Source organism: Nocardioides deserti (genome assembly GCF_014266025.1).
Classification (GTDB): domain Bacteria; phylum Actinomycetota; class Actinomycetes; order Propionibacteriales; family Nocardioidaceae; genus Nocardioides; species Nocardioides deserti.
Map to the genome: position 1 here is coordinate 43,287 of NZ_JACMYC010000008.1, position 23,359 is coordinate 66,645.

The 23,359-nt window shown below is 73.9% G+C and carries 24 protein-coding genes and 1 riboswitch; of the genes, 14 read left to right on the forward strand and 10 right to left on the reverse strand.

Annotated features, from left to right (window positions below):
* Positions 1-16 precede the first annotated feature (16 nt).
* The 3 genes from H7344_RS14205 to H7344_RS14215 are packed head-to-tail and all read left to right on the forward strand — an operon-like array spanning position 17 to position 3,313.
* On the forward strand, positions 17-790 hold the full coding sequence (locus tag H7344_RS14205; protein ID WP_186346671.1) for an ATP-binding cassette domain-containing protein: 774 nt from the start codon (positions 17-19) through the stop codon (positions 788-790).
* Between the two features lie 10 nt (positions 791-800).
* Complete coding sequence (locus H7344_RS14210; protein WP_186346672.1) at positions 801-2,078, forward strand: sugar ABC transporter permease; 1,278 nt, start codon at positions 801-803, stop codon at positions 2,076-2,078.
* Positions 2,079-2,086: 8 nt separating this feature from the next.
* Entirely contained in the window at positions 2,087-3,313 is a 1,227-nt protein-coding gene (locus tag H7344_RS14215; protein WP_186346673.1) for an ROK family protein, read from the forward strand.
* 108 nt (positions 3,314-3,421) lie between these two features.
* On the opposite strand, the gene H7344_RS14220 is transcribed toward H7344_RS14215, so the two are convergent.
* From H7344_RS14220 to H7344_RS14240, 5 genes are read right to left on the reverse strand one after another with little or no spacing between them, the layout of a single operon-like run.
* Positions 3,422-4,591, reverse strand: a complete 1,170-nt coding sequence (locus tag H7344_RS14220; RefSeq protein WP_186346674.1) for an ROK family protein — start codon at positions 4,589-4,591, stop codon at positions 3,422-3,424.
* A gap of 26 nt (positions 4,592-4,617) precedes the next feature.
* Positions 4,618-5,784: a xylose isomerase gene (gene xylA / locus H7344_RS14225; protein WP_186346675.1), complete on the reverse strand. Its 1,167-nt coding sequence runs from the start codon at positions 5,782-5,784 to the stop codon at positions 4,618-4,620.
* Positions 5,785-5,837: 53 nt separating this feature from the next.
* Positions 5,838-7,220: a xylulokinase gene (gene xylB, locus H7344_RS14230; protein WP_186346676.1), complete on the reverse strand. Its 1,383-nt coding sequence runs from the start codon at positions 7,218-7,220 to the stop codon at positions 5,838-5,840.
* A 31-nt stretch (positions 7,221-7,251) separates the two neighbouring features.
* Positions 7,252-7,533 carry an aldose epimerase family protein gene (locus tag H7344_RS14235; RefSeq protein WP_186346677.1) on the reverse strand — a complete coding sequence of 94 codons (282 nt, stop codon included), beginning with the start codon at positions 7,531-7,533 and terminating at the stop codon, positions 7,252-7,254.
* 18 nt (positions 7,534-7,551) lie between these two features.
* Positions 7,552-8,028: a DUF4383 domain-containing protein gene (locus H7344_RS14240; RefSeq protein ID WP_186346678.1), complete on the reverse strand. Its 477-nt coding sequence runs from the start codon at positions 8,026-8,028 to the stop codon at positions 7,552-7,554.
* 156 nt (positions 8,029-8,184) lie between these two features.
* Here H7344_RS14240 and H7344_RS14245 point away from each other — a divergent pair, with 156 nt between their 5' ends.
* Together H7344_RS14245 and H7344_RS14250 are read left to right on the forward strand one after the other, a co-directional pair.
* On the forward strand, positions 8,185-8,661 hold the full coding sequence (locus H7344_RS14245) for a hypothetical protein (RefSeq protein ID WP_186346679.1): 477 nt from the start codon (positions 8,185-8,187) through the stop codon (positions 8,659-8,661).
* Positions 8,658-8,996 carry a DUF3140 domain-containing protein gene (locus H7344_RS14250; protein ID WP_186346680.1) on the forward strand — a complete coding sequence of 113 codons (339 nt, stop codon included), beginning with the start codon at positions 8,658-8,660 and terminating at the stop codon, positions 8,994-8,996. Before H7344_RS14245 ends, H7344_RS14250 begins: the two co-directional genes overlap by 4 nt.
* Positions 8,997-9,005: 9 nt before the next feature.
* Here the strand turns inward: H7344_RS14250 and H7344_RS14255 are convergent, their stop codons facing one another.
* From H7344_RS14255 to H7344_RS14265, 3 genes are all read right to left on the reverse strand, one after another.
* Positions 9,006-10,241, reverse strand: a complete 1,236-nt coding sequence (locus H7344_RS14255; protein WP_186346681.1) for a kynureninase — start codon at positions 10,239-10,241, stop codon at positions 9,006-9,008.
* Positions 10,238-11,089 (reverse strand): tryptophan 2,3-dioxygenase, encoded by an 852-nt coding sequence (gene kynA / locus H7344_RS14260; RefSeq protein ID WP_186346682.1) that lies wholly within the window; start codon positions 11,087-11,089, stop codon positions 10,238-10,240. Before kynA ends, H7344_RS14255 begins: the two co-directional genes overlap by 4 nt.
* Before the next feature lie 159 nt (positions 11,090-11,248).
* Positions 11,249-12,049, reverse strand: coding sequence for a putative protein N(5)-glutamine methyltransferase (locus tag H7344_RS14265; protein ID WP_186346683.1), 801 nt, complete (start codon positions 12,047-12,049; stop codon positions 11,249-11,251).
* Between the two features lie 40 nt (positions 12,050-12,089).
* On the opposite strand from H7344_RS14265, the gene H7344_RS14270 reads away from it, so the two are divergent.
* From H7344_RS14270 to H7344_RS14285, 4 genes are all read left to right on the forward strand, one after another.
* Entirely contained in the window at positions 12,090-13,292 is a 1,203-nt protein-coding gene (locus tag H7344_RS14270; protein WP_229707187.1) for an NADH:flavin oxidoreductase, read from the forward strand.
* 169 nt (positions 13,293-13,461) lie between these two features.
* Positions 13,462-14,583: an NAD(P)H-dependent amine dehydrogenase family protein gene (locus H7344_RS14275; RefSeq protein ID WP_186346685.1), complete on the forward strand. Its 1,122-nt coding sequence runs from the start codon at positions 13,462-13,464 to the stop codon at positions 14,581-14,583.
* Positions 14,580-15,395: an SDR family oxidoreductase gene (locus tag H7344_RS14280; RefSeq protein WP_186346686.1), complete on the forward strand. Its 816-nt coding sequence runs from the start codon at positions 14,580-14,582 to the stop codon at positions 15,393-15,395. The genes H7344_RS14275 and H7344_RS14280 overlap by 4 nt, the downstream gene beginning before the upstream one ends.
* Before the next feature lie 22 nt (positions 15,396-15,417).
* On the forward strand, positions 15,418-16,497 hold the full coding sequence (locus H7344_RS14285; RefSeq protein ID WP_186346687.1) for an MBL fold metallo-hydrolase: 1,080 nt from the start codon (positions 15,418-15,420) through the stop codon (positions 16,495-16,497).
* Positions 16,498-16,628: 131 nt separating this feature from the next.
* Here H7344_RS14285 and H7344_RS14290 read toward each other — a convergent pair whose 3' ends face one another.
* Together H7344_RS14290 and H7344_RS14295 are read right to left on the reverse strand one after the other, a co-directional pair.
* Positions 16,629-17,072: a GNAT family N-acetyltransferase gene (locus H7344_RS14290; RefSeq protein ID WP_186346688.1), complete on the reverse strand. Its 444-nt coding sequence runs from the start codon at positions 17,070-17,072 to the stop codon at positions 16,629-16,631.
* On the reverse strand, positions 17,069-18,004 hold the full coding sequence (locus tag H7344_RS14295; protein ID WP_186346689.1) for an alpha/beta hydrolase: 936 nt from the start codon (positions 18,002-18,004) through the stop codon (positions 17,069-17,071). Before H7344_RS14295 ends, H7344_RS14290 begins: the two co-directional genes overlap by 4 nt.
* Positions 18,005-18,089: 85 nt before the next feature.
* Between H7344_RS14295 and H7344_RS20275 the strand changes: the two genes are divergently transcribed.
* The 5 genes from H7344_RS20275 (at position 18,090) to H7344_RS14315 (ending at position 23,333) form a co-directional block, all read left to right on the forward strand.
* Entirely contained in the window at positions 18,090-18,662 is a 573-nt protein-coding gene (locus H7344_RS20275) for a carboxymuconolactone decarboxylase family protein (RefSeq protein WP_229707186.1), read from the forward strand.
* Between the two features lie 68 nt (positions 18,663-18,730).
* Positions 18,731-19,552 carry an RNA polymerase sigma-70 factor gene (locus tag H7344_RS20280; protein WP_229707200.1) on the forward strand — a complete coding sequence of 274 codons (822 nt, stop codon included), beginning with the start codon at positions 18,731-18,733 and terminating at the stop codon, positions 19,550-19,552.
* 7 nt (positions 19,553-19,559) lie between these two features.
* Positions 19,560-19,667, forward strand: a riboswitch (TPP riboswitch).
* Entirely contained in the window at positions 19,657-20,718 is a 1,062-nt protein-coding gene (locus tag H7344_RS14305) for a thiamine ABC transporter substrate-binding protein (protein WP_186346691.1), read from the forward strand. Its footprint overlaps the riboswitch before it by 11 nt.
* Positions 20,715-22,346: an ABC transporter permease gene (locus tag H7344_RS14310; RefSeq protein WP_186346692.1), complete on the forward strand. Its 1,632-nt coding sequence runs from the start codon at positions 20,715-20,717 to the stop codon at positions 22,344-22,346. The genes H7344_RS14305 and H7344_RS14310 overlap by 4 nt, the downstream gene beginning before the upstream one ends.
* On the forward strand, positions 22,347-23,333 hold the full coding sequence (locus H7344_RS14315) for an ABC transporter ATP-binding protein (protein WP_186346693.1): 987 nt from the start codon (positions 22,347-22,349) through the stop codon (positions 23,331-23,333). It abuts the gene before it with no gap.
* Positions 23,334-23,359 lie beyond the last annotated feature (26 nt).

Consider the following 23,359-nt stretch of genomic DNA (forward strand, 5'->3'; position numbering starts at 1 on the left):
GAGGGAGTAGGACTCCATGACTCAACCGCTGCTCGAGCTGCGCGGGGTCAACAAGAGCTTCGGTGTGGTGCACGTCCTGCACGACGTCGACTTCGCGGTCTACCCGGGGCAGGTCACCGCCCTGGTCGGTGACAACGGCGCCGGCAAGTCGACCCTGGTCAAGATCATCGCGGGCATCTACGGCCGCGACACGGGCGACTACATCTTCGACGGCGAGCAGGTCAGCGTCCACAGCCCGCGCGACGTCGCGGCGCTCGGCGTGGAGGTCGTCTACCAGGACCTCGCGCTGTGCGACAACCTCGACATCGTCGAGAACATGTTCCTCGGCCGCGAGGAGACCAAGGGCATCGGCCTGGACGAGGTCACCATGGAGTCCCGCGCGCGCGAGACCCTCGCCTCGCTGTCGGTGCGGACCGTGAAGTCGGTGCGCCAGAGCGTCTCGAGCCTCTCCGGTGGCCAGCGCCAGACGGTCGCCATCGCCAAGGCCGTCCTCTGGAACTCCAAGATCGTGCTCCTCGACGAGCCGACCGCCGCGCTCGGTGTGGCCCAGACCCGCCAGGTCCTCGACCTGGTCCGCCGGCTGGCCGACCGCGGGCTCGGTGTCGTGCTGATCTCCCACAACATGGGCGACGTCTTCGAGGTCGCCGACCGGATCACCGCGCTCTACCTCGGCCAGGTGGCGGCCGACGTCCCGGCCAAGGACGTCACCCACAGCCAGGTCGTGGAGCTGATCACCGCCGGCCGCTCCGGCGACCTGGGCCTCACCAACGCCGCCACCGCCACGATCTGAGGACGAAGAGATGACCCTGCAGACCGAGACCACCGACCAGCAGTCGGCGGCGCACGGCTTCGACAACGACAACCGCCAGGCCGCCACCATCGGCGACGCGGCCCGCGACTACGTCAACCGCCTGCGCGGCGGCGACATGGGCTCCCTGCCCGCGATCCTCGGCCTGGTCGTCCTCTTCGGCGTCTTCGCCTCGCTCAACGACCAGTTCCTCACGACGTACAACATGGCCAACCTGGTCGTCCAGGCCGGTTCGATCTGCGTCCTGGCCATGGGCCTGGTCTTCGTCCTGCTGCTCGGGGAGATCGACCTGTCGGCCGGCGTCGCGGGTGGCGCCGCCGCCACGATCACCGCCCTGATGCTCATCGACTACGACTGGACGTGGTGGCTGGCCACCCTGGCCGGCATCGCCGTCGGCGCGGTCATCGGCACCGTGATCGGCTCGCTCGTAGCCCTGCTCGGCATCCCCTCGTTCGTGGTGACCCTGGCCTTCTTCCTGGCGCTCCAGGCCGTGCCGCTGAAGCTGATCGGCTCCGGTGGCTCGCTGCGCTTCAACGACGAGGTCCTGCGCGGGCTGTCGATCAAGAACGTGCCGGTCACCGCCGGCTGGATCGCCGCGGTGCTCATCGTGGCCGGGTTCGCCGCCCTCTCGCTGTGGCGCTACCGCTCCCGGGCCTCGCGCGGGCTGGTCCACCAGCCGCTCGCCCTCGTGGTGATCCAGATCGTGGTCCTCGCGGCGATCGTCCTCGGCCTCACCGCGCTGCTCAGCACCAACCGTGCGCCGAACCCCGCGGTCTTCAACATCAGCGGCATCCCGTGGGTCGCCCCGGTCGTGATCGCCCTGCTGCTCTTCTGGACCTTCGTGCTCACCCGGACCCGCTTCGGCCGCCACCTCTACGCCGTCGGCGGCAACGCCGAGGCCGCCCGGCGCGCCGGCATCAACGTCACCCGGATCAAGATCGCCGCCTTCGTGATCGCCTCCTCGATGGCGGCGGTGAGCGGTCTGCTCGCGGCGTCGTACACCGGCAAGGTCTCCCCGGGCTCCGGCGGCGGCAACGAGCTGCTGTACGCCGTCGGCGCAGCCGTCATCGGTGGCACCAGCCTCTTCGGCGGCCGCGGCCGCGCGATCGACGCGGTGGTCGGTGGCCTGGTGATCGCGACGATCCCCAACGGCCTGGGCCTGCTCAACCAGGCGAGCTACATCAACTTCCTCGTCACCGGCGGCGTCCTGCTCCTGGCCGCCAGCGTCGACGCCGTCTCCCGCCGCCGTCGCTCCGCGGCCGGCGTCTAGGTGCGGAGGTGACGGCGCAGCGGCGCGGCCTCGGCACCAACCAGGAGGCGGTGCGACGACACAACCTCGGCACGGTGCTGCGGCACGTCCACGGCGCGGGCCAGATCTCCCGGGCGCAGCTGACCGCGCTGATGGGGCTCAACCGCAGCACGATCGCCGACCTGGTGCTCGAGCTGGCGTCGCTCGGCGTCGTCGAGCAGACCGTGCCGACCGGCGTCCGCTCGGGCGCCGGCCGGCCGTCGGCGGGCGTGCGGCTGGCCGAGGTCGGTCCGTACGTCGTCGCCGTCGACCTCGGCGTGGACCGCGCGGTCGTCGCCCGGGTCGCGCTGGGCGGCGACGTCATCGAGCGGGCGACCGCGCCGATCCCCAGCGGCGGCGGCGAGGCCTGGCAGGTCGGCTCGACCGTGGCCGGCCTCATCCGCCGCGTGGTCGAGGGCGCGCCGGCGGCCGCGCCGCTGCTCGGCGTCGGCATCAGCGTCCCGGGTCTCGTCCGCCGCAGCGACGGGCTGGTGCGCCTCGCGCCGAACCTGGAGTGGCGGGACGTGTCCTTCGGCTCGATCGTCCTCGCGGCGCTCGGTGTCGACGTACCCGTCCAGCTCGCCAACGACGCCGACCTCGGCGCGCTCGCCGAGCACCGCCGCGGTGCCGGCGTCGGCATCGACGACCTCATCTACATCTCCGGCAACGTCGGCGTCGGTGCCGGCGTGATCACCGGCGGTGTCCGGCTCGAGGGCGCGGGCGGGTACGCCGGCGAGGTCGGGCACCTGCCGTTCGCGCCCGAGGGCCGGCTGTGCCACTGCGGCAACGTCGGCTGCTGGGAGACCGAGGTCGGCGCGCACGCGATCGCCGCCGCCATCGGCTGCCCGGAGTCCGACGTGGTCACCCTCGGCGACGTCCTCGACGAGTACGCCGGACCCCAGCGCGCACTGGGCGCCACCGGCAAGGCGCTGGGCTACGGCCTCGCCTCGATCGTCAACGCCTTCAACCCGCGGCTGGTGGTGCTCGGCGGCTACCTCAGCTCGCTCTACGCCCTGGTCCGCCACGAGGTCGACGACGCCCTCGCCGAGCGCGCGCTGCCGGCCCCGCACGAGTCGGTCACCCTCTCGCTGCCCGGCCTCGGCTCGGACTCGGTGCTCCTCGGCGCGGCCGAGATCGCGCTCGAGCCGCTCTTCGCCGACCCGGTCGCGGCGCTCGGCACCGCCCTCGTCGACGTCGGCGCCCGGCTGGCGGGGTAGTAACGGTCAGGAACGTCCGTCACCGTCCCGGTGGAGGTCGGAAACGTCCGTTACTACTCCGACGGTGGACCTGGGCGGGCCGATCAGAGGTCGGGGCCCGATCAGGGCTCAGGGGGTCGAGAGGTCGGCCGCGCCGGTGAGGACGCGGGCGAGGGACTGCTCGGCGGCACCTAGGGCGGCGGCGCGGAGGTCGAGGGTGCCGAGCCGGAGCTCGGGGCGGACCTGGACGTCGGAGGCCAGCCGCGCGTCGAGCACGCGGCGGGCCGGGCCGAGGACGAGCTCGCCGAGCGGCACGAAGTACCCGCCGAGCACCACGACCGCCGGGTCGAGGACGCCGGCGAGGATCGCCAGCCCCAGGCCGAGGTCCTCGCCGACCCGCTCGACGGTGGCGCGGGCAGCCGGGTCGTCGGCGGCGCGGGCGGCGACGGCCTCGGCGGTCGTCAGCGGGGTGTCGAGCTCGGCCATGCCGAGCGCGTCGAGCACGGCGAGCAGGCCGATCGAGGCCTCCCAGCAGCCGCGGCGGCCGCAGCCGCACGGGGCGGTCGGGTCGCCGACCGGCATGTGGCCGACCTCGCCGGCGAAGCCCGCGCCGCCCTGGACGAGCTGCCCGCCGACGACGATGCCGGCGCCGATGCCGACGGTGCCGGTGAGGTAGAGCGCGTGGTCGACGCCGCGGGCGGCGCCGTGGTGCGCCTCGGCGTACGCCGCGCAGTTGGCGTCGTTGACGACGCGGACGTTGGCGGGTGGGCACCCGAGCGCCGCGGCGACGTCGGCGACCAAGGAGTCGCCGCGCAGGGGGAGGTTCGGGGCCCAGGCGACGGTGCGGTCGTCGTCGCGCACGAGCGCGGGGACGGCGACGGTGGTGCCGAGCAGGCGACCCGGGTGGGCGGCACGGACCTCGGCAGCCAGCGCGAGGAGCACGTCGAGGCGGTCCTCCCCGGCCGGCCGGGACTCGCTGGTGAGCACGTCGCCGGCGAGGTCGACGACGACGGCCGAGACGTAGTCGACGTTGAGCTCCAGCCCGAGGCCGACGTGGGAGCCGGGGCGGAGCGAGAGCGGCCGGCTGGGGCGGCCGCGGGCGGGAGCAGCGGGGACGTCGTCGACGACCGCCTCCACGACGGCGCCGGCCTCCTCGAGGTCGGCGACGATCGCGCCGACGGTCGCCTTGGCCAGCCCGGTGCGCTGCGCCAGCCCGGCCCGCGAGGCGGGTCCGAGCCGGCGCAGCGCCTGCAGCACGGCCGCGGTGTTCGCGCGGCGCAGCTGCCCAGTGGTGCTCATGGGTGCAGGAGTGTCCGACCGGGTGGTCAGCGCACGCCGTACAGGTGCTCGAGCGCGAGCTGGTCGAGGTGCTCGGTCGCGGCGCCCTGCTGCGCGAGGACCTCCGGGTCCGGGAGCTCCCATTCGAGGAGGCCCTGCCAGCCCTCGCCCTCGCCGAGCGAGGGCTGCGCGAGGTCGGGGAGCTTGGCGGCCTCGAGCGCCTCCTGCACCTCCGGGTCGGCGCGGAACGCCTTCACCTTCTCGCGGAGGATGAGGTAGTTGCGCATGTTGGCCGCGGCCGAGACCCAGACCCCGGCCTCGTCCTCGATGCGCGCGGGCTTGTAGTCGAAGTGGACCGGGCCGTCGTAGCCGCCCGCCAGCAGCGCGTCGACCACCCAGAAGGCGCCGCGCACGTTGCCGGCGCCGAAGCGGAGGTCCTGGTCGTACTTCGGACCGTTCTGGCCGTTGAGGTCGATGTGGTACAGCTTGCCGGCCCACATCGCCTGGGCGTAGCCGGCGGCCGCGTTCATGCCGGCCATCTCCTCGTGCCCGATCTCCGGGTTCACGCCGACCAGCTCGGGGCGCTCCAGCTCGTTGATGAACGCCAGCGCGTGGCCGATCGTCGGGAGCAGGATGTCGCCGCGGGGCTCGTTCGGCTTCGGCTCGATCGCGAAGCGCAGGTCGTAGCCCTGGTCGACGACGTACTGGCCGAGGACGTCGAAGGCCTCCTTCATCCGGTCCAGCGCGACGGCGGTGTCCTGCGACGCGCCGTACTCCGCGCCCTCGCGGCCGCCCCAGGCGACGTAGACCTTCGCGCCGAGCTCGGCGGCCAGGTCGACGTTGCGCATCACCTTGCGGATCGCGAAGCGGCGGATGTCGCGGTCGTTGTTGGTGAAGCCGCCGGCCTTGAAGACCGGGTGGCTGAACAGGTTGGTGGTCGCGGTCGTGACGACCAGGCCGGTGTCGGCGAGGCCCTTCTTGAACCGGTCGATGATCTGCTGGCGGGTCGCGTCGTCGCTGCCGAACGGGATGACGTCGTCGTCGTGGAAGTTCACGCCGTAGGCGCCGAGCTCGGCGAGCTTCTCCAGCGCGTGCACGGTGTCCATCGGCGGGCGGGTGGCGCCGCCGAAGGGGTCGACGCCCTGCCAGCCGACGGTCCAGAGGCCGAAGGAGAACTTGTCCTCCGGGGTGGGGGTGGGGATCTCGATGCTCATGCGGGTGCCTTCCGAGGGGTGGGTGAGGTCGGGAGCTGGGTGGGAGAGCGGGTTCAGGTGCGGTCGCGGAGCTCGGCGTAGCGGGCGCGTACGTCGGGGGTCGGGTCGGCCTCGAAGGTCGCGGCGTCGGCGAGGGTCCAGGCCGGCAGCTCGCCGGTGAGGGCCCAGGCCGCCTGTCGGGCGGCGCCGAGCGCGACGTACTCCCCGGTCGGCGGGAGGACGACCGGCTGGCCGAGGACGGCCGGGGCGAGCGCGCGGACGGCGGGCGAGCGAGTCGCACCGCCGACCATGAGGATGCGGCGCGGCTGCTGGCCCATGGCGGCGACGAGGTGGTCGACGGCGTCGGCCAGCGAGCACAACAGCGCCTCGAAGGCGGCGCGGGCGAGGTCCTGGCGGGTGGTGCGCGGGGTCAGGCCGGCCCAGGTGCCGGTGGCCTGGGGCCGGTTGGGGGTGCGCTCGCCGCCGTAGTAGGGCAGCAGCGTGACCCCGTTCGCGCCGGCGGGCGCCGCGAGGGCGAGGTCGGCGAGCTGGGCGTGGTCGACGCCGAGCCATCGAGCCTGCAGGTCCAGGACCTGCGCGGCGTTGACGGTCGCGACGAGGGGGAGGAATCCGTCGTGAGCGTCGGCGAACCCGGCCACCGCGCCGCTGCCGTCGGCCACGGGCACCGGGCTGACCGCGCAGGCCACGCCGGACGTGCCGATCGAGATGAGCACGTCACCGGTCTCGAGCCCGAGACCGAGGGCAGCGGCCGCGTTGTCGCCGGTGCCGCCGGCCAGCACGGCGCCGGTAGCGGTCTCGCCGGCGGCCGTGCCCGGCGCGACGAGGCGGGGGAGCGTGAAGGGCCGGCCCAGCGCGGCCTCGGCGAGGTCGGGGCGCCAGGTGCCGTCGGGGGTGCCGAAGTAGCCGGTGCCCGAGGCGTCGCCGCGGTCGGTGAACGGCTCGGTGCCGGGCGCGGCGACGTGGGCGGAGAGGTAGTCGTGGGGGAGCAGCACCCGCGCGACGCGGGCGGCGTTGTCCGGCTCGGCGTCGCGCAACCAGCGCAGCTTGGTGGAGGTGAACGACGCGACCAGCACGCTGCCGATCGCGTCGGCGCACGCCTGCGGGCCGCCCATCTCGGCGATGAGCTCGGCGGCGGCGGAGGCGGAGCGGGTGTCGTTCCACAGCAGCGCGTCGCGGACCGGCTCGCCGGACTCGTCGAGGGCGACCATGCCGTGCTGCTGGCCGCCGATCGCGACCGCCTCGGCCCGCTCGGCGCCACGGCCGCCGTCGAGGCCGGCCACCGCCTCGTCGTACGCCGACAACCAGGCGCGCGGGTCGACCTCCGTGCCGGGCGGGTGGGGCACGGAGCGGCTGTCGACGACGGTGCCGTCGGTGGCGTCGACGAGCAGCGCCTTGGTGGACTGGGTCGAGGTGTCGACGCCGAGGACGAGGGTCACCCGGCTATTAAGTACGACACTCGAACTAAAGTCAACGGCCCGGCGTGACGGAGATCTCCGAGGTCCACCGGTAGGTGCCGTCCGGGACCCGCCCGGAGCCACTCCTCCTCGCCGGGCCTGAAGCCGCGCACCAGGAACGGGTGGTCGAGGTCCCGGCGACCCGGGGCAGGCCGAGCGCGACGTCGCGCCAAGCGCCCTCGGCGTCGCGCACACGCAGGCGGTGCACCCGCGCGCCGAGGGTCGCCAGCGTGAGGCGCAGGTCGTCGCTGCCCAGCTCCAGCGGCTGCTCGGTCGGATCCTCGCGGTCGGTCACGACCGCCGACGGTAGGTCTCAGGCGGGGTACTGCCCGCCGACGGGCCCACGCAGCGCGCGGTAGCCCGCGAAGCCGAGCGCGAGCATCGCGATGCCGAGACCGAGGTGCAGCCAGTTGTCGGCGTCGTTGAGCGGCACGAAGTTGGCGTCGCTGTGGTGGTCGACCGCCAGGCCGTAGGCCCAGAGCGCGAGGTAGACGAGCCCGCCGATGACGAGGTACGCCGCGGACGCAGTCGCCTTGCGCGCGACCGCCAGGCCGACGACGCCGAACAGCACGTGCACGAGGTTGTGCAGGACCGAGACCTGGAAGATGCCGAGCAGCTCGGCGCGGGACTCGTGGCCGGCGAAGGTCATCTCGTCGTAGTTCGTGGTGATCCCCGGGATGAACCCGGCGATGCCGACGAGCAGGAAGCCGGCGCCGACGGCGAGGGCGGCGGTGCGGAGGAACGGCACGCCCGCGGGCGGTCCGGTCGGTCCGGTGTGGGTGGCGTCCATGAATTGCTCCTGGGTGCGTCAGGGGAAGGGTCGCCGAGGGAAGTACCCGCAGCGGCGTGAGACGAGACGGCGGGGGTCGGGACGTGCGGCGCGTGTGCGGAAGCGCCGGGTGGGCACCGCGACGGTGACGGCACGACTGCTCCGGGAGGACACGAGATGGCACAGCTGGTGCTGGGGCTGTGGGTCCTGACCGCCTTCGGCGGCGCCTACATGTTCAGCTTCACCCTCGGCGCGGCCCGGTCGCGGGCCGAGGCGGAACCCGGACAGCTGACGACGACGCTGCCGCCGCTGTCGCTGTTCGTGCACCCGCTGTTCGGCCTCGCGGGCCTCGGCCTCTGGATCGCCTACCTCGCCGCCGGCCAGCAGTCGCTGGCGTGGATGACGCTCGCGGTGTTCATCGCCGGCGCGGGCATCGGCGACGTGCTGCTCGTCAAGACGCTCAAGGGGCGCAAGGACGCCGAGCCGACGGTCGAGGACCGCATCCCGACCGCCGCGATGGCCATGCACGGCATCTCCGCGGTCGCGCTCATCGGCGCCGTGCTGCTCGTCTGCCTCGGCGTGGACAGCCAGGCCGGCGACGACGACGCCGACTTCGGCGACACCCGCGCCCCGCTCGTGGAGGTGCACCGGTGACCGCCGAGGGGCTCGACGAGGTCTGGGACGACTGGAAGGAGGCGGTCAACATGACCGCCTCCGAGCTCGAGAAGTGGCTCGACACCGACGAGTCGAGAGCCGTCGGGCAGAAGTCCGGAGGCAGCGGCGAGTCGACCGGCCACAAGTCCGGCAAGCGGATCGTCGAGATCCTGCGGACCAACAAGGGCGACCTCACCGACGACGACGTCGCCCACATGCGCAAGGTCGTCGGCTACGTCCACCGCCACCTCGCGCAGGGGCCGGACAAGGACGTCGAGCACAGCGACTGGCGCTACTCGCTGATGAACTGGGGCCACGACCCGACCAGGAAGTAGCGGGCCGGTTCAGGCCAGGTCGGCGAGCGCTGCCGCGATCGCGTCGATCCCGCGCTCGACCTCGGCGAAGCTCGTGCTCAACGGCGACAGCCCGATCCGCAGCCCGGCCGGCGGGCGGAAGTCGGGGACGACGCCCTGCTGCCACAGGCGGGCGGTCACCTCGCGGAACGCCGGGTGCTCGAGCATCACGTGCGCGCCCCGGTCGGCCGGGTCCCGCGGGCTCGCCAGGCGGACGTCGTACGCCGCCAGCCGATCATCGGCCAGCGCGACGGCGTGCTCGGTCAGGGCCATCGCCTTGGCGCGCACCGCCGGCATGCCGGCCTCCTCGAGCAGGTCGAGCATCGCCTGCAGCGGCTGCATCGCGAGCACCGGCGGGGTGCCCGTGAGGATCCGGCGGATGCTCGGAGCCGGCTCGTAGGACGGGCCCATCGCGAACGGGTCGGCGTGGCCCATCCAGCCCCACAGCGGCTGCTGCACGTCGGGCAGCAGGTCGGCGCGCACGTAGGCGAAGGCGGGGGAGCCGGGGCCGCCGTTGAGGTACTTGTAGGTGCAGCCGACCGCGAGGTCCGCGCCCCACGCGTCGAGCGCGACCTCGACCGAGCCGGCGGAGTGGCTGAGGTCCCAGACGACCAGTGCGCCGGCGTCGTGGACCAGGTGGGTGACGGCCGGGCCGTCGGCGACGTGGCCTGAGCGGAACGCCACGTGGCTGAGCAGCACGAACGCGGTGTCGTCGCCGAGCACCGGCGCCAGGTCGTCGACGGTCACGCCGCCGTCCGGGTCCGCCTCGACCCAGCGGATCGTCAGGCCGCACTCGCCGGCGACGCCCTCGAGGAGGTAGCGGTCGGTCGGGAAGTTGTCGCGGTCCACGACCACCTCGCGGCGGTCCGGCCGGGCGGCCGCCGCCGCGCGCAGCAGCTTGTAGAGGAGCACCGACGTCGAGTCGCCCACCACGACCTGGCCCGGCGCCGCGCCCAGCACGACCCGGCCCAGCCGGTCGCCCACCCGCGTCGGCTCGTCCATCCACGCCTCGTCCCAGCTGCGGATCAGCCGGTCGCCCCAGGCGCCCTCGACGAACGCCGTCAGCCGCTCCGCGACGTCCGCGACCGGACGGCCCAGCGAGTTCCCGTCGAGGTAGGCCACCACGGCCGGGTCGTCGGCGCCGACGAAGCGGGAGCGGTACGCCGCCAGCGGGTCGCGCGCGTCCAGCTCGGCCGACGTCGGCCGCCTCGTGCTCGCCGCGGTCACGCGCGCACCTCGCCGCGCACGGCGTACAGCTCGGGGAAGAAGGTCAGGTCGAGCGCCTTGCGCAGGAAGCCGACGCCGGAGGAGCCGCCGGTGCCGCGTTGGAAGCCGATCGTGCGCTGGACCGTGCGCAGGTGGCGGAAGCGCCACTCCTGCAGGTTGTCCTCGAGGTCGACGAGGTCCTCGCACGCCTCGTAGAGGCCCCACGGCAGGTCGCGCTCCTCGTAGACACGGCGGAAGAGCGGGACGAGGTCCTCGCGGAACGCCCACGGCTCGCGGACGTCGCGCTCGAGCACGTCGGCCGGCACGTCGAGGCCACGGCGGGCGAGCAGGCGCAGGAACGCGTCGTACAACGTCGGCTCCTCCAGGAGCGTGGTGAGCAGGGCGTGCGCCTCCGGCTCGGACTCGAAGACCTTGAGCATCGCCGCGGACTTGTTGCCGAGGACGAACTCGACGGCGCGGTACTGGTGGGACTGGAAGCCCGAGCTGCTGCCGAGCGCGCCGCGGAACTCGGCGTACTCCCGTGGGGTCAGCGTCGCCAGCACCGACCACTGCTGGATGAGCGTGCGCTGGATGGCCTTGACCCGGGCCAGGCACTTCAGCGCCGGCTCGAGCCGGTCGGCGTCCATCAGCGCGCGGGCCTCGCGGAGCTCGTGCAGGACCAGCTTGAGCCACAGCTCGGAGGTCTGGTGCTGGACGATGAACAGCATCTCGTCGTGGTGCTCGGGGACGCTGCGCGGGTGCTGGGCGGAGAGCAGCCGCTCGAGGTCGAGGTAGCGGCCGTAGCTCATCGCGCCGTGGAAGTCGGTGCGGACGCCCTCCTCGAGAGGTCGCTCCGGGGTGCCGGTCATGCGGCGACCGTATCCCGGCCGCGGGCCTCGTCACGGGCGCTCCCTCGTCGACGGCTCCCTCGGCGCAGCACGCCCCCAGAGTGCTGCGCGGCCTCCCCGGCTGGGAGCCGTCGACGCCGGTCGTCCTCCCCGTTCCGCCGGGTGGTTGAAACGTCCACCTCAGGCGGTCTGGACCGCGCCCGCGACCGCGCCGGTCACGGTGCCCGTGACGGCGCAGCCGTCGACCTCGTCGTCGGTGACCACCTCGACGGCGAGCCCCGCGGCGCGGAGCAGGTCCGCCGACCGCGCGGCCTGGTGCCGCCCGGTCTCGACCAGCACGGTGGCGCCGGGCGACAGCCACGGCCCGGCCTCCTCGGCGACCCGGCGCTGCACGGCGAGCCCGTCGTCGCCGCCGTCGAGGGAGACCCGGTGCTCGTGGTCGCGCGCCTCGGGCGGCAGCAGCGTGAGGTCGCCGCTGGGGACGTACGGCGCGTTGGCGACGAGCACGTCCACGCGGCTGCGCAGGTGGTGGGGGAGCGCCCCGAAGAGGTCGCCCTCGTGGACCGTCGCCGGCGGCAGGTTGCTGCGCGCGCAGGCGACGGCCGCGGGGTCGACGTCGGAGGCGTGCACCTCGACGTCGGGCCGCGCCGCCCGGACGGCCGCGGCGACCGCGCCGGTGCCGCAGCACAGGTCGACGACGACCGCTCCCGGGCCGGCCGCCTCGGCCGCGCGCACCGCGAGCCGCACCAGGAGCGTCGTACGCCGCCGCGGGACGAAGACGCCCGGCGCGACCGCGATCCGCAGCCCCGCGAACTCCGCCCAGCCGAGCAGCTGCTCCAGCGGCGTGCCGGCGGCCCGGGCTCCGACGAGGCGCTCGAGCTCGGCCTCGTCGACGGCCGCCTCGACCAGGAGCCGAGCCTCCTCCTCGGCGTACACGCAGCCGGCCGCACGCAGCCGGGCCACCACGTCCATGCCGGTCATCCTGCCCGGCACGAGACTAGAACGCGTTACAGTTCCGGCCGTGGCCGCTCCCGACGTCTTCTCGCCCGCCACGCTCGGCCCGGTGCGGCTGCGCAACCGCACGGTCAAGGCGGCGACGTTCGAGGGCCGCACGCCGCACGGGCAGGTGACCGACGAGCTGATCGACTACCACCTCGCGCCGGTGCGCGGCGGAGTCGGCCTGACGACCGTCGCCTACCTCGCGGTCGCGCCGGAGGGGCGCACCCACCGCGAGGTCATCGTCGTCGGCGAGGACACCCTCGCCGGGCTCACCCGCCTCGCCGACGCGGTCCACGCCGAGGGTGCTGCCATCGCCGGCCAGGTCGGCCACGCCGGCCCGGTCGCCAACGGTCGCTCGAACGGCGTCAGGGCGATCGCCGCCAGCGGGATGCCGAGCCCGCTGTCGATGCAGATGATCCGCTCGGCGACCGAGGCCGACCTGACGCGCGTGACCAAGGCGTACGTCGCCGCCGCCCGGCTGCTGGTGCGCGCCGGGTTCGACGTGCTCGAGCTGCACATGGCGCACAGCTACCTCATCTCCTCCTTCCTCGCGCCCGGGCTCAACCGCCGCAAGGACCGCTGGGGCGGCTCGCTGGAGAACCGCGCCCGCCTCGCCCGCCAGGTCGCCCGCGCCGTGCGCGAGGAGGTCGGCGGCGAGGTGGCCGTCACCGCGAAGCTCTCCTGCTCCGACGGCTTCAAGGGCGGCGTCACGACCGAGGCCGGCCTCGAGGTCGCGCGTCTGCTCGAGGCCGACGGCAACCTCGACGCGATCCAGCTCTCCGGCGGCAGCTCGCTGATGAACCCGATGTACCTCTTTCGCGGCGGCACCCCCGTAGCGGAGTTCGCCGCCGCCATGCCGCTGCCGGTCCGCCTCGGCATGCGCACGCCGGTCGGCCGCTCGTTCATGAAGTCCTACGACTTCACCGAGGGCTACTTCCGCGACAAGGCGCTGCAGTTCCGCGAGGCGCTCTCGCTGCCGCTGATGTTCCTCGGCGGCGTCAACCGCCTCGAGACCATGCAGCAGGCGATGGCGGACGGCTTCGACTTCGTCGCCATGGGCCGGGCACTGCTCCGCGAGCCGGACCTGCTGGACCGGATGCAGGAGGGTCGGGCTCGCGAGGGCGTCTGCATCCACTGCAACCGCTGCATGCCCACCATCTACGCCGACGGCGGCACCCGCTGCCCCGTCGCCCTCGAGGTCGCCGGCACCCCCGCCTCCGCCTGACCCGGCCCGCCCCACCTCCTGTGCAGGTGCGGGTCGGCGCATGTAACGCGATGTTCGCTGCTCTATCTGCACGCTGCAGCGTGCAGATAGAGCAGCGAACGGTCCGTTACAAGCCCGCTCGCGTTCCGGACCCTTTCGGATTTCTAGAACGTGTTCTAGATTGTGCGCCATGTCACAGGTCATCCCGGAGAAGCCCCTGCGCGTGGTCGTCTGGTCGACCGGCACGATCGGTCGGCACGCGATCGCCGGCGTCGACGCCCACCCCGACCTCGAGCTGGTCGGCGTGTGGGTGTCCAACCCCGCCAAGGACGGCAAGGACGCCGGCGAGCTGGCCGAGCTGGGGCACGAGCTCGGCATCCCGGCCACCACCGACCGCGACGCGCTCATCGCGCTGGCGCCGGATGCGATCGTGCACACCGCGATGGCCGACGACCGGGTCTTCGAGTGCATCGAGGACCTCATCGGCTTCGTCGAGGCCGGCATCAACGTCACCAGCAGCGGGCCGGTCCTGCTGCAGTGGCCCGACGGGATCCTGCCGCCGGAGTTCATCGACCGGATCGAGCAGGCCTGCCGCCGGGGCGGCGCGAGCCTGCACGTCAACGGCATCGACCCGGGCTTCGCCAACGACGTGCTGCCGCTGGTGATGACCAGCCTGTCGCAGCGCATCGACGAGGTGCGCGTGATGGAGGTCTGCGACTACTCGACCTACTACCAGCCGGTCGTCATGGGCGAGATGTTCGGCTTCGGCAAGCCGATGGACGAGCTCGGCATGCTCTGGCACCCCGGGATCCTCACGATGGCGTGGGGCAGCGTCGTGCGCCAGATCGCCGCCGCGCTCGACGTCACGCTGGACGAGCCGCTGACCGAGGAGGTCGACCGCAGGCCGGCCGCCCGCGACACCGCGTCCGTCTCCGGTGACATCGCCGCCGGCACGCTCGGCGCCGTGCGCTTCCAGGTCATCGGCAAGGTCGACGGCGTGCCGCGGGTCGTCCTCGAGCACGTCACCCGCACCGACGCCAGCGAGCACGACGACTGGGAGCGTCCGCCGGCCGGCACCGACGGCTGCTACCGGGTGCGGATCACCGGCGAGCCGATGATGCAGGTCGACTTCGTCCACTCCGGCGAGCACGGCGACCACAACGTCAGCGGCATGATCACCACCGCCCAGCGGATCGTGAACGCGCTGCCGGCCGTCGTCGCCGCCGAGCCCGGCATCGTCCGCGCGGTCGACCTCCCGCTGGTCACCGGCCGCGGCCTCGTGACCGGCACCCCCGGGCAGGCCGGCCGATGAGCATCCTCGACCGGTTCACCACCACCGACCAGGTCGCGGTCGTCACCGGCGCCGGCCGCGGGATCGGCGCCGCCACGGCCGTCGCGCTGGCCGAGTCCGGTTCCGACGTGGTCGTCTCCGCGCGCACGGCCGGCCAGCTCGAGCAGGTCGCGGAGCGGATCCGCGCCGTGGGGCGCCGAGCCGTCGTCGTACCGGCCGACCTCAGCGACCTCGACGCGGTCGCCGGCCTCGCGCACGCGGCGTACGACGCCTTCGGCCGGCTCGACACGGTCGTGAACAACGTCGGCGGCACGATCCCCAACGCGTTCCTCGACACGACGCCGGACTACCTGGAGGAGGCGTTCCACTTCAACGTCACCACGGCGCACGCGCTGAGCGTGGCCGCGGTGCCGCTGATGCTGAAGTCGGAACAGTCCGGCGCCGAGGGCCAGAAGTCGATCACCGTGATCAGCTCGATGATGGGGCGCTCCGCGGGCCGGGGCTACCTCGCGTACGGCACCGCCAAGGCCGCCCTCGCGCACTGGGCGCGGCTCGCGGCGACCGACCTCGCGCCGTCGATCCGGGTCAACGGCATCTACGTCGGGTCGGTGATGACGAGCGCGCTGGAGTTCGTGGCCGGCGTGCCGGAGATGATGGGCCAGCTCGAGACCAAGACCCCGCTCGGCCGGGTCGGGGAGGCCGAGGACATCGCGGCGGCGGTGGTCTACCTCAGCTCGCGGGCGGGGCAGTACGTCACCGGCAAGCTGCTCGAGGTCGACGGCGGCATCCAGGCGCCCAACCTGGACCTGGGACTGCCCGACGTGTCGACGTGAGGTTGTCCGTAGGGTCGCCGGCGTGACCACCACGGGACCCGGCACCTCGACCGCGCACGCCGTCTCACCCGACTCCGGCGAGCACTGGACCGCCGAGGGTGCCTGGCAGGTGTCCGACGGGATCTTCCGGATCCCGCTGCCGCTGCCCATGGACGGGCTCAGGGCGATCAACGTCTACGTGCTCGTCGCCGACGACGGGCTGACCCTGGTCGACGGCGGCTGGGCGATCCCGCAGGCGCGCGAGCTGCTCGACCGGTCGCTGCGCGGGATCGGCGCCGGCTTCGGCGACATCCGGCGCTTCCTCGTCACCCACGTGCACCGTGACCACTACACGCTCGCCCGGGTCCTCGGCACCGAGCTCGGCGTCGACGTCGCGCTCGGCCTCGGCGACCGGCCCGCGCTGGCGCTGATGCAGGACGCCGCGTCGATGACGGAGAACCCGTTCGCCGGTGCGCTGCGCACCGCCGGTGCCGCCGAGCTGGCCGAGGAGTGGAACAGCCCCGGCCAGGAAGGTGACGGCGACCAGCTGCCCGACCCCACCCACTGGGCGTTCGCCGACACCTGGCTCGACGGCGACACCTCGCTCACCGTCGGCGCCCGCACCGTCGATGCCGTGCACACCCCGGGCCACACCCCGGGCCACTACGTGTACGCCGAGCGCGACGCCGGCCTGCTGTTCGCCGGCGACCACGTGCTCCCGACGATCACCCCCTCCATCGGCTTCACCATGCCGATGGACGACCAGCCGCTCGGCGACTTCATGGCCTCGCTGACCAAGGTCCGCTCGCTGCCGGACCTCACGATCCTGCCCGCCCACGGCCCGGTGGCCCCGTCCTCCCACGCCCGCGTCGACGAGCTGCTCGCCCACCACGAGACCCGGCTCGCCGACTCGCTCGCCGCACTCGCCTCCGGCCCGCTCACCGCCCACCAGGTCGCCGGCCACCTCGGCTGGACCCGCCACGAGCACCCCTACGACAGCCTCGACGTCTTCAGCCGCGGCATGGCCGCCATGGAGACCAAGGCCCACCTCGAGCTGCTCGTCGCCCGCGGGCAGGCCTCCCGGACCGACTCGTCCGACGGGGTCGTTTTCGCGGCGGTCTGAGGGTGTGGGTGAGCATCCCAAGTTCACTTGGGATGTGCGTGCTCTGCGGCCATTGCAATGGCAGGGAAGCGTCGGCTTCCCAAGATAACCTGGGATGCTGACGACCCCGACAGCCCCAGCAGCCCCAGGAGTCACACCGACAGGCGCATGGGCACGTGCGGGATGCCGTCCTCGACGAACTCCGGGCCGTCGACGACGAAGCCGAAGGTGGCGTACCAGCGGGCAAGGGGCGACTGGGCGTCCAGGACGACGTCACGGCCGCGGCAGACGGACAGCGCGGTGCGCATGACGACGTCGGCGAGGCCCTGCCCGCGGGCGGGGACGTCGAGCAGCACGCGACCGATCCGCCACACGTCGCCGTCGTCGAGGACGCGGGCGTAGCCCAGCAGGGCCGAGCCGGAGGTGTCGTCGAGGAGCAGCACGTGGCGGGTGCCGTCCTCGACGTCGCGGCCGTCGAGGTCGGGGTAGGGGCACTCCTGCTCGACGACGAAGACCTGCTGCCGCAGCCGCGCGACGGCGTACACCGCGTGCGGGTCGAGCCGGTCGAAGGGGACGGCGGTGGCGCGGACGGTCATCGCAGGAACGCCTCGGTACGCCGCCACGCGCGCCGAGCCTCGGGCACGAGCGGCAGCAGCGGGTAGACGTGGAGCAGCCCCGCCTCCTCCACGTAGGTCAGGTCCCACCCGGCCTCGGCGGCCCGCCGGGCCAGCAGCCGGGTGCCAGGTGTCAGCAGGTCACGGGTCCCCTGGAAGACCAGCGCGCGCGGCAGCCCGGTCAGGTCGCCGAGCGCCGGCGAGACCTCGGGGCGGGTGAGGTCGGCCTCCGAGCCGGCCCACCACGCGGCGTACGCCCGGAGCTTCCCGAGGAACAGCCACGGGTCGACCGCGTCGTACTGCTCGGTCTCCGGCGTGCTCGTCGACAGGTCGACCCACGGTGCGTGGAGCAGCAGCCGGTCGGGCTGCGGCAGCCCGCGGTCGCGCAGGGACAGCGCGAGCGCGAGGGCGAGCCCGCCGCCGGCGGAGTCGCCGGCGAGCACGGCGCCACCGGGCGAGCGGGAGACCCAGGAGGCGGTGAGGTCGACGAGGGCGTCGTGGGAGTCGCGCCAGGTGTGCTCGGGCGCCAGCGGGTAGTCCGGCAGCACCACCCGCACGCCGAGCCGGTCGGCCAGCCGCGCGACGTACCGCACGTGGAAGGGGTCGATCCCCGCCGTGTAGCCCCCGCCGTGCAGGTAGACCACGGTCCGCGACGGCGTGGCGCCCCGCGCCGCCAGCACGTACGCCGGGAACGACCCGGCCGCGCCGGCGACCTCCTCGCGGGTCACCACGAAGCGGCGCTCGAACCGCGTCACGGCGTTGGTGGGCAGCGGCTCGCCGGCCGTGGACCGGTGCCAGGCCTCGATCCGCGCGCGCTCGGCTGCCAGCGAGCCAGCACCAGCGGAGTCGAGGTCGCGCGACTTGCGCAGGCGGGGGAGGGCCCAGGCGAGCACCTGGTGGGTCAGCGACGGCACGGGCGCAACTCTCACATGTCACACCCGGGGCCCGGCCGGTGTCTCCAGGGCAGGACCAGCAGACACCCGACCGAAGGAGACCCCCGTGCCCAGCACGTTCCGCATCCCCCGCGCCACCGCCGCCGGCCTCTACGCGAAGGTGATGGAGGCCTATGCCCGCCGCACCTACGGCCAGGTCCCCGACAACGCCTACGTCCTGTGGCACCACCGCAGGGCGCTGCGCGCGGTGCTGTCCTTCGAGTCGAAGGTGGCCCGGTTCGACGCCCTCGACCCGCACCTGAAGTCCTACGCGCTGCTCGCCAGCGCCGGCACGATCGGCTGCAGCTGGTGCCTGGACTTCGGCTACTTCCTCGCCCACGACGAGGGCTTGGACACCGCCAAGGTCCGCGAGGTGCCGCGCTGGCGGGAGTCGGACGTCTTCACCGACCTCGAGCGCGACGTCATGGACTACGCCGAGGCGATGAGCGAGACCCCGCTGCGCGTGACCGACGAGATGGTCGCCGGCCTGGTCGAGCGGCTCGGCGTCCCCGCCATGGTCGAGCTGACGCAGATGGTGGCGCTGGAGAACATGCGCTCCCGGTTCAACTTCGCCGCCGGCCTGGAGAGCCAGGGGTTCTCCGACGTCTGCGAGCTCCCGCTCGCTACGGTCCGCCCGTGACCCACGCCGAGCCCCACGCTGCGGCCTTCGCGGCGTACCGCAACCTCCTCTTCACCGTCGCCTACGAGATGCTCGGATCGGCCGCGGACGCCGAGGACGTCCTGCAGGACGCCTGGCTGCGCTGGGCCGAGGTCGACCTCGCCGAGGTGCGCGACCCGCGCGCCTACCTCGTCCGCGTCGTCACCCGGCAGAGCCTCAACCGGCTGCGCACCCTCGCGCGCCGCAAGGAGTCCTACGTCGGGCCGTGGCTGCCCGAGCCGCTGCTCACCGCACCCGACGTCGCCGACGACGTCGAGCTCGCCGACAGCGTGTCGACCGCGATGCTGCTGGTGCTGGAGACGCTGACGCCGACCGAGCGGGCGGTGTTCGTGCTGCGGGAGGTCTTCGACGTGCCGTACGACGAGATCGCGGCCGCCCTGGACAAGTCGCCGGCCGCGGTGCGCCAGGTCGCGCACCGGGCGCGCGGCCACGTCGCGGCGCGCCGGCCGAGGGTGGGCGTGAGCCGCGCCGAGCAGCGGGTCGTCGTCGACCGGTTCCTCGCCGCGGCGGCGACCGGCGACCTGGCCTCGCTGGTCGAGGCGCTCGCGCCGGACGTCGTGCTCACCAGCGACGGCGGCGGGCTGCGCTCGGCGGCGCTGCGGCCGATCCTCGGGCGCGACAAGGTGCTGCGCTTCCTGCTCGGCGTCATGCCGACCGAGGGCGACCTGCGGATGGACGTGGTCGAGGTCAACGGCGCGCCGGCGCTGCGGTTCGTCGTCGACGGCGTGCTCGACACGGTGGCCACGCTGCTCGTGGAGGAGGGGGTCGTGCGCGGCATCTACCTCGTGCGCAACCCGGAGAAGCTGGCCCGCCTCGGACACCCCGGCGAGCCCGTGGTGCTCGCGCGCTAGGGTCACCAGCACACGACAGGGGAGCACGCGCAGGCGTGCTGAGAGTGCAGAAGAGCTGCAGACCCTCGAACCTGCTCCGGTTAGCACCGGCGAAGGGAGTCACCATGAGATCCGTGCGCGCGCTCGCATCCGTCCTGACGGCGGGGGTCGCCACCACCGCCCTCGCCTCCTGCTCGCTCGTCGGGGGAGGTGAGGAGGAGGACAACGCCAACGGCTCGCCCGGCACGGTCGTGCTGGTCACCCACGAGTCGTTCACGCTGCCCGAGGAGGTGCTGGACACCTTCGAGGAGCGCAGCGGCTTCCGGCTCGAGGTCCGCAGCGCCGGCGACGCGGGTTCCCTGACCAACCGCCTGGTGCTCACGAAGGACCGGCCGATCGGCGACGTCGTGTTCGGCATCGACAACACCTTCGCCTCGCGGGCGCTCGACGAGGGCGTGCTCGCCGACACCGACGTCGAGCGGCCCGCCGGCGCGGCGGCGTACGACCTGGAGGCGAGCGACGACCTGGTGCCGGTCGACACCGGCCACGTGTGCGTGAACGTCGACGACACCTGGTTCGAGCGTGAGGGCGTGGAGCCGCCGCGGACCCTGGCGGACCTGACGAAGCCGGCCTACCGCGACCTCACCGTCGTCCCCGGCGCCACCACGAGCTCGCCGGGCCTGGCGTTCCTGCTCGCGACGATCGCCGAGGAGGGCGACGACTGGCCGGCCTACTGGGAGCGGCTGCTGGGCAACGGCGCGAAGGTCGTCGACGGCTGGTCGGACGCCTACCAGGTGGACTTCACCCAGGGCGGCGGCAAGGGCGACCGGCCGATCGTCGTCTCCTACGACTCCTCGCCCGCCTTCACCCTCGACGGCGAGGGCGGCACGACCACCAGCGCGCTGCTCGACACCTGCGTGCGCCAGGTCGAGTACGCCGGCCTGCTGGAGGGCGCCGCGAACCCCGACGGCGGCACGGCGCTGCTCGAGTTCCTGATGGGCACCGAGGTCCAGGCGGCGCTGCCGGACTCGATGTACGTCTTCCCGGTCCGCGACGACGTCGAGCTCCCCGCCGACTGGGCCCGCTTCGCGCAGCAGCCGGAGACGGCGTACGACGTGGACCCGGCGGAGATCGCCGAGAACCGCGACGACTGGCTCCGCGAGTGGAGCGACGTCACGTCCCGATGAGGCGGACGCTCGCCCTGCTCGGCCTGGCCCTCGGGCCGGTGCTGGTGCTCGGCGTGTTCTTCGTGCTGCCCGTGGCAGGGATGGTCGCGCGCGGCTTCTGGCCCGACGGCGCCTTCGACCCCGGCGGGGTGCTCGAGGTGCTCACCCGCCCGCGGACCGGCCGGGTCGTGTGGTTCACCCTCTGGTCCTCGGCGGTCGCGACCGCGGTCTCGGTGCTGCTGGGACTCCCCGCGGCGTACGCCCTGCACCGGCTGGACCTCCCGCTGCGCCGGGTCGTGCGCGCGGCGCTGCTGGTGCCGTTCGTGCTGCCGACCGTGGTGGTGGGCGTCGCCTTCCGGCAGCTGCTCGGCGAGGCCGGACCGCTGGGCGGCCTCGGCCTCGACGGCACGCCGGTCGCGATCGTCGCCGGCCTGGCGTTCTTCAACGTGGCCGTCGTGATCCGCAGCGTCGGCGCGGCCTGGGAGGGGCTCGACCCCCGCCCCGCCGAGGCGGCCGCCGCGCTCGGGGCGTCGCCGGCGCAGGTGCTGCGCACCGTCACGCTGCCCGCGCTGCGGCCGGCGATCGTGTCGGCCGCGAGCGTGGTGTTCCTCTTCTGCGCCACGTCCTTCGGCGTCGTGCTGACCCTCGGCGGGCTCCGCTACGCCTCGGTCGAGACCGAGATCTACCTGCTCACCACCAACCTGCTCGACCTGCAGGCCGCGGCCGCGCTCTCGGTGGTCCAGCTGGTCGCGATCACGGCGCTGCTCGCGCTCGCCGCCCGGCTGCGGACCGTGCCCGACCCGGCCGTCGACCGGCGGACCGCCCGCCCCCGTGCCGTACGCCGCTCCGACTGGCCGCAGGTCACCGCGACGCTGGCGCTGCTCGCGCTGGTCGCCGCGCCGATCGCCACGCTGGTGGTCGGCTCGCTGCGGGTGGGCGACGAGTGGAGCCTGGGCAACTACCGCGCCCTCCAGACGACGGGCGAGGGGGCGCTGCTCGTGCCGGTGACCGAGGCGCTGGTGACCTCGCTGCGCACGGCCGTCGACGCCACCTGGATGGCGCTGCTGCTCGGCCTGGTCGTCGCCGTCGTCGTCACGCGGCGGTCGCGGACGCCGGGGGAGCGGCGGGTCCGGTCGGTGCTCGACGGGTTCTTCATGCTGCCGCTCGGGGTCTCGGCGGTGACGCTGGGCTTCGGCTTCCTCATCACCCTCGACCGCCCGCCGCTGGACCTGCGCGACTCCGCGCTGCTCGTGCCGGTCGCGCAGGCGCTGGTGGCGCTGCCGCTGGTGGTCCGCACGATCGTGCCGGTCCTCGGCGGCATCGACGACCGGCAGCGGCAGGCCGCCGCGTCGCTGGGTGCCGGGTCGCTGCGCACGCTGGCCACCGTGGACCTGCCAGTGGTCTGGCGGCCGCTGCTCGCCGCGGCCGGCTTCGCGTTCGCCGCCTCGCTCGGGGAGTTCGGCGCGACCGCGTTCCTCGCCCGCGAGGACCGGGCCACCGTCCCGGTCGTCATCTTCCGGCTCATCGGCAGCCCGGGCGCGATGGGCTACGGCATGGCGCTGGCCGCCTCGGTCGTCCTCGCCGCCACCACCGCCGTCGTCATGCTCGCGGTCGAGCGGCTGCGCGTCCCCTCCCTCGGAGCGTTCTAGTTGCTGTCCCTCACCGACGTCTCCGTCGCCTACGACGGCGTCCCCGCCGTCCGCGATGTCACCCTCGACCTGCCCGACGGCCGGGTGCTCGCCGTCCTCGGCCCGTCCGGCTGCGGCAAGTCCACGCTGCTGCGCGCGGTCGCCGGGCTCGAGCCGGCCGGCGGCACGATCGCCTGGGACGGCAACGACGTCGGCCGCACGCCGACCCACAAGCGCGGCTTCGCGCTGATGTTCCAGGACGGGCAGCTCTTCGGGCACCTCACCGTCGCCCGCAACGTCGGCTACGCGTTGAAGCTGCGCCGAGCCCCCGACACAGCCCGCCGCGTCGAGGAGCTGCTCGCGCTCGTCGGCCTCGAGGGTTACGCCGACCGGATGCCCACCACGCTGTCCGGCGGCGAGCGGCAACGGGTCGCGCTCGCCCGCGCGCTCGCGGTGCAGCCGCGGCTGCTGCTGCTCGACGAGCCGCTCTCCGCCCTCGACGCCGGGCTGCGCGAGCGGCTGGCCGTCGACCTGCGGCGGATCCTGCGCGAGGCCGGTACGACCGCGCTGATGGTGACCCACGACCACGAGGAGGCGTTCACCGTGGCCGACCGGCTCGCGGTGATGCGCGGTGGCCGCGTCGTCCAGCAGGGCGCGATCGACGAGGTGTGGCGGGCGCCGGCCGACCGCGATACGGCGCTGTTCCTCGGCTACGCCCGCGTGCTGGAGGGCGCCGCCGCCGAGCTGGTCCTCGGTCGGCCCGCCCCGGCCGTCGCCGTACGCCGCTCGGCGCTCGTGCTCGACGAGGCCGGCCGCCTCGCCGGGACCGTCCGGGCGGCCCGCGCCACCCCGACCCAGGTGCGGCTGGTGGTCGACGTCGCCGGCCTGGGCGAGGTCGACGCCGTGGCGCCGCTGGACCGTCGCCCGGCGCTGGGCGCGGACGTGCGGCTCGCCGTGGACCGCTCCCGGCTGGCCGTCGTGGGGGCGGTCGCGGGCGGCGCGTCCTGAGCCCGTCGCACCCCGGCGCCGCGGCG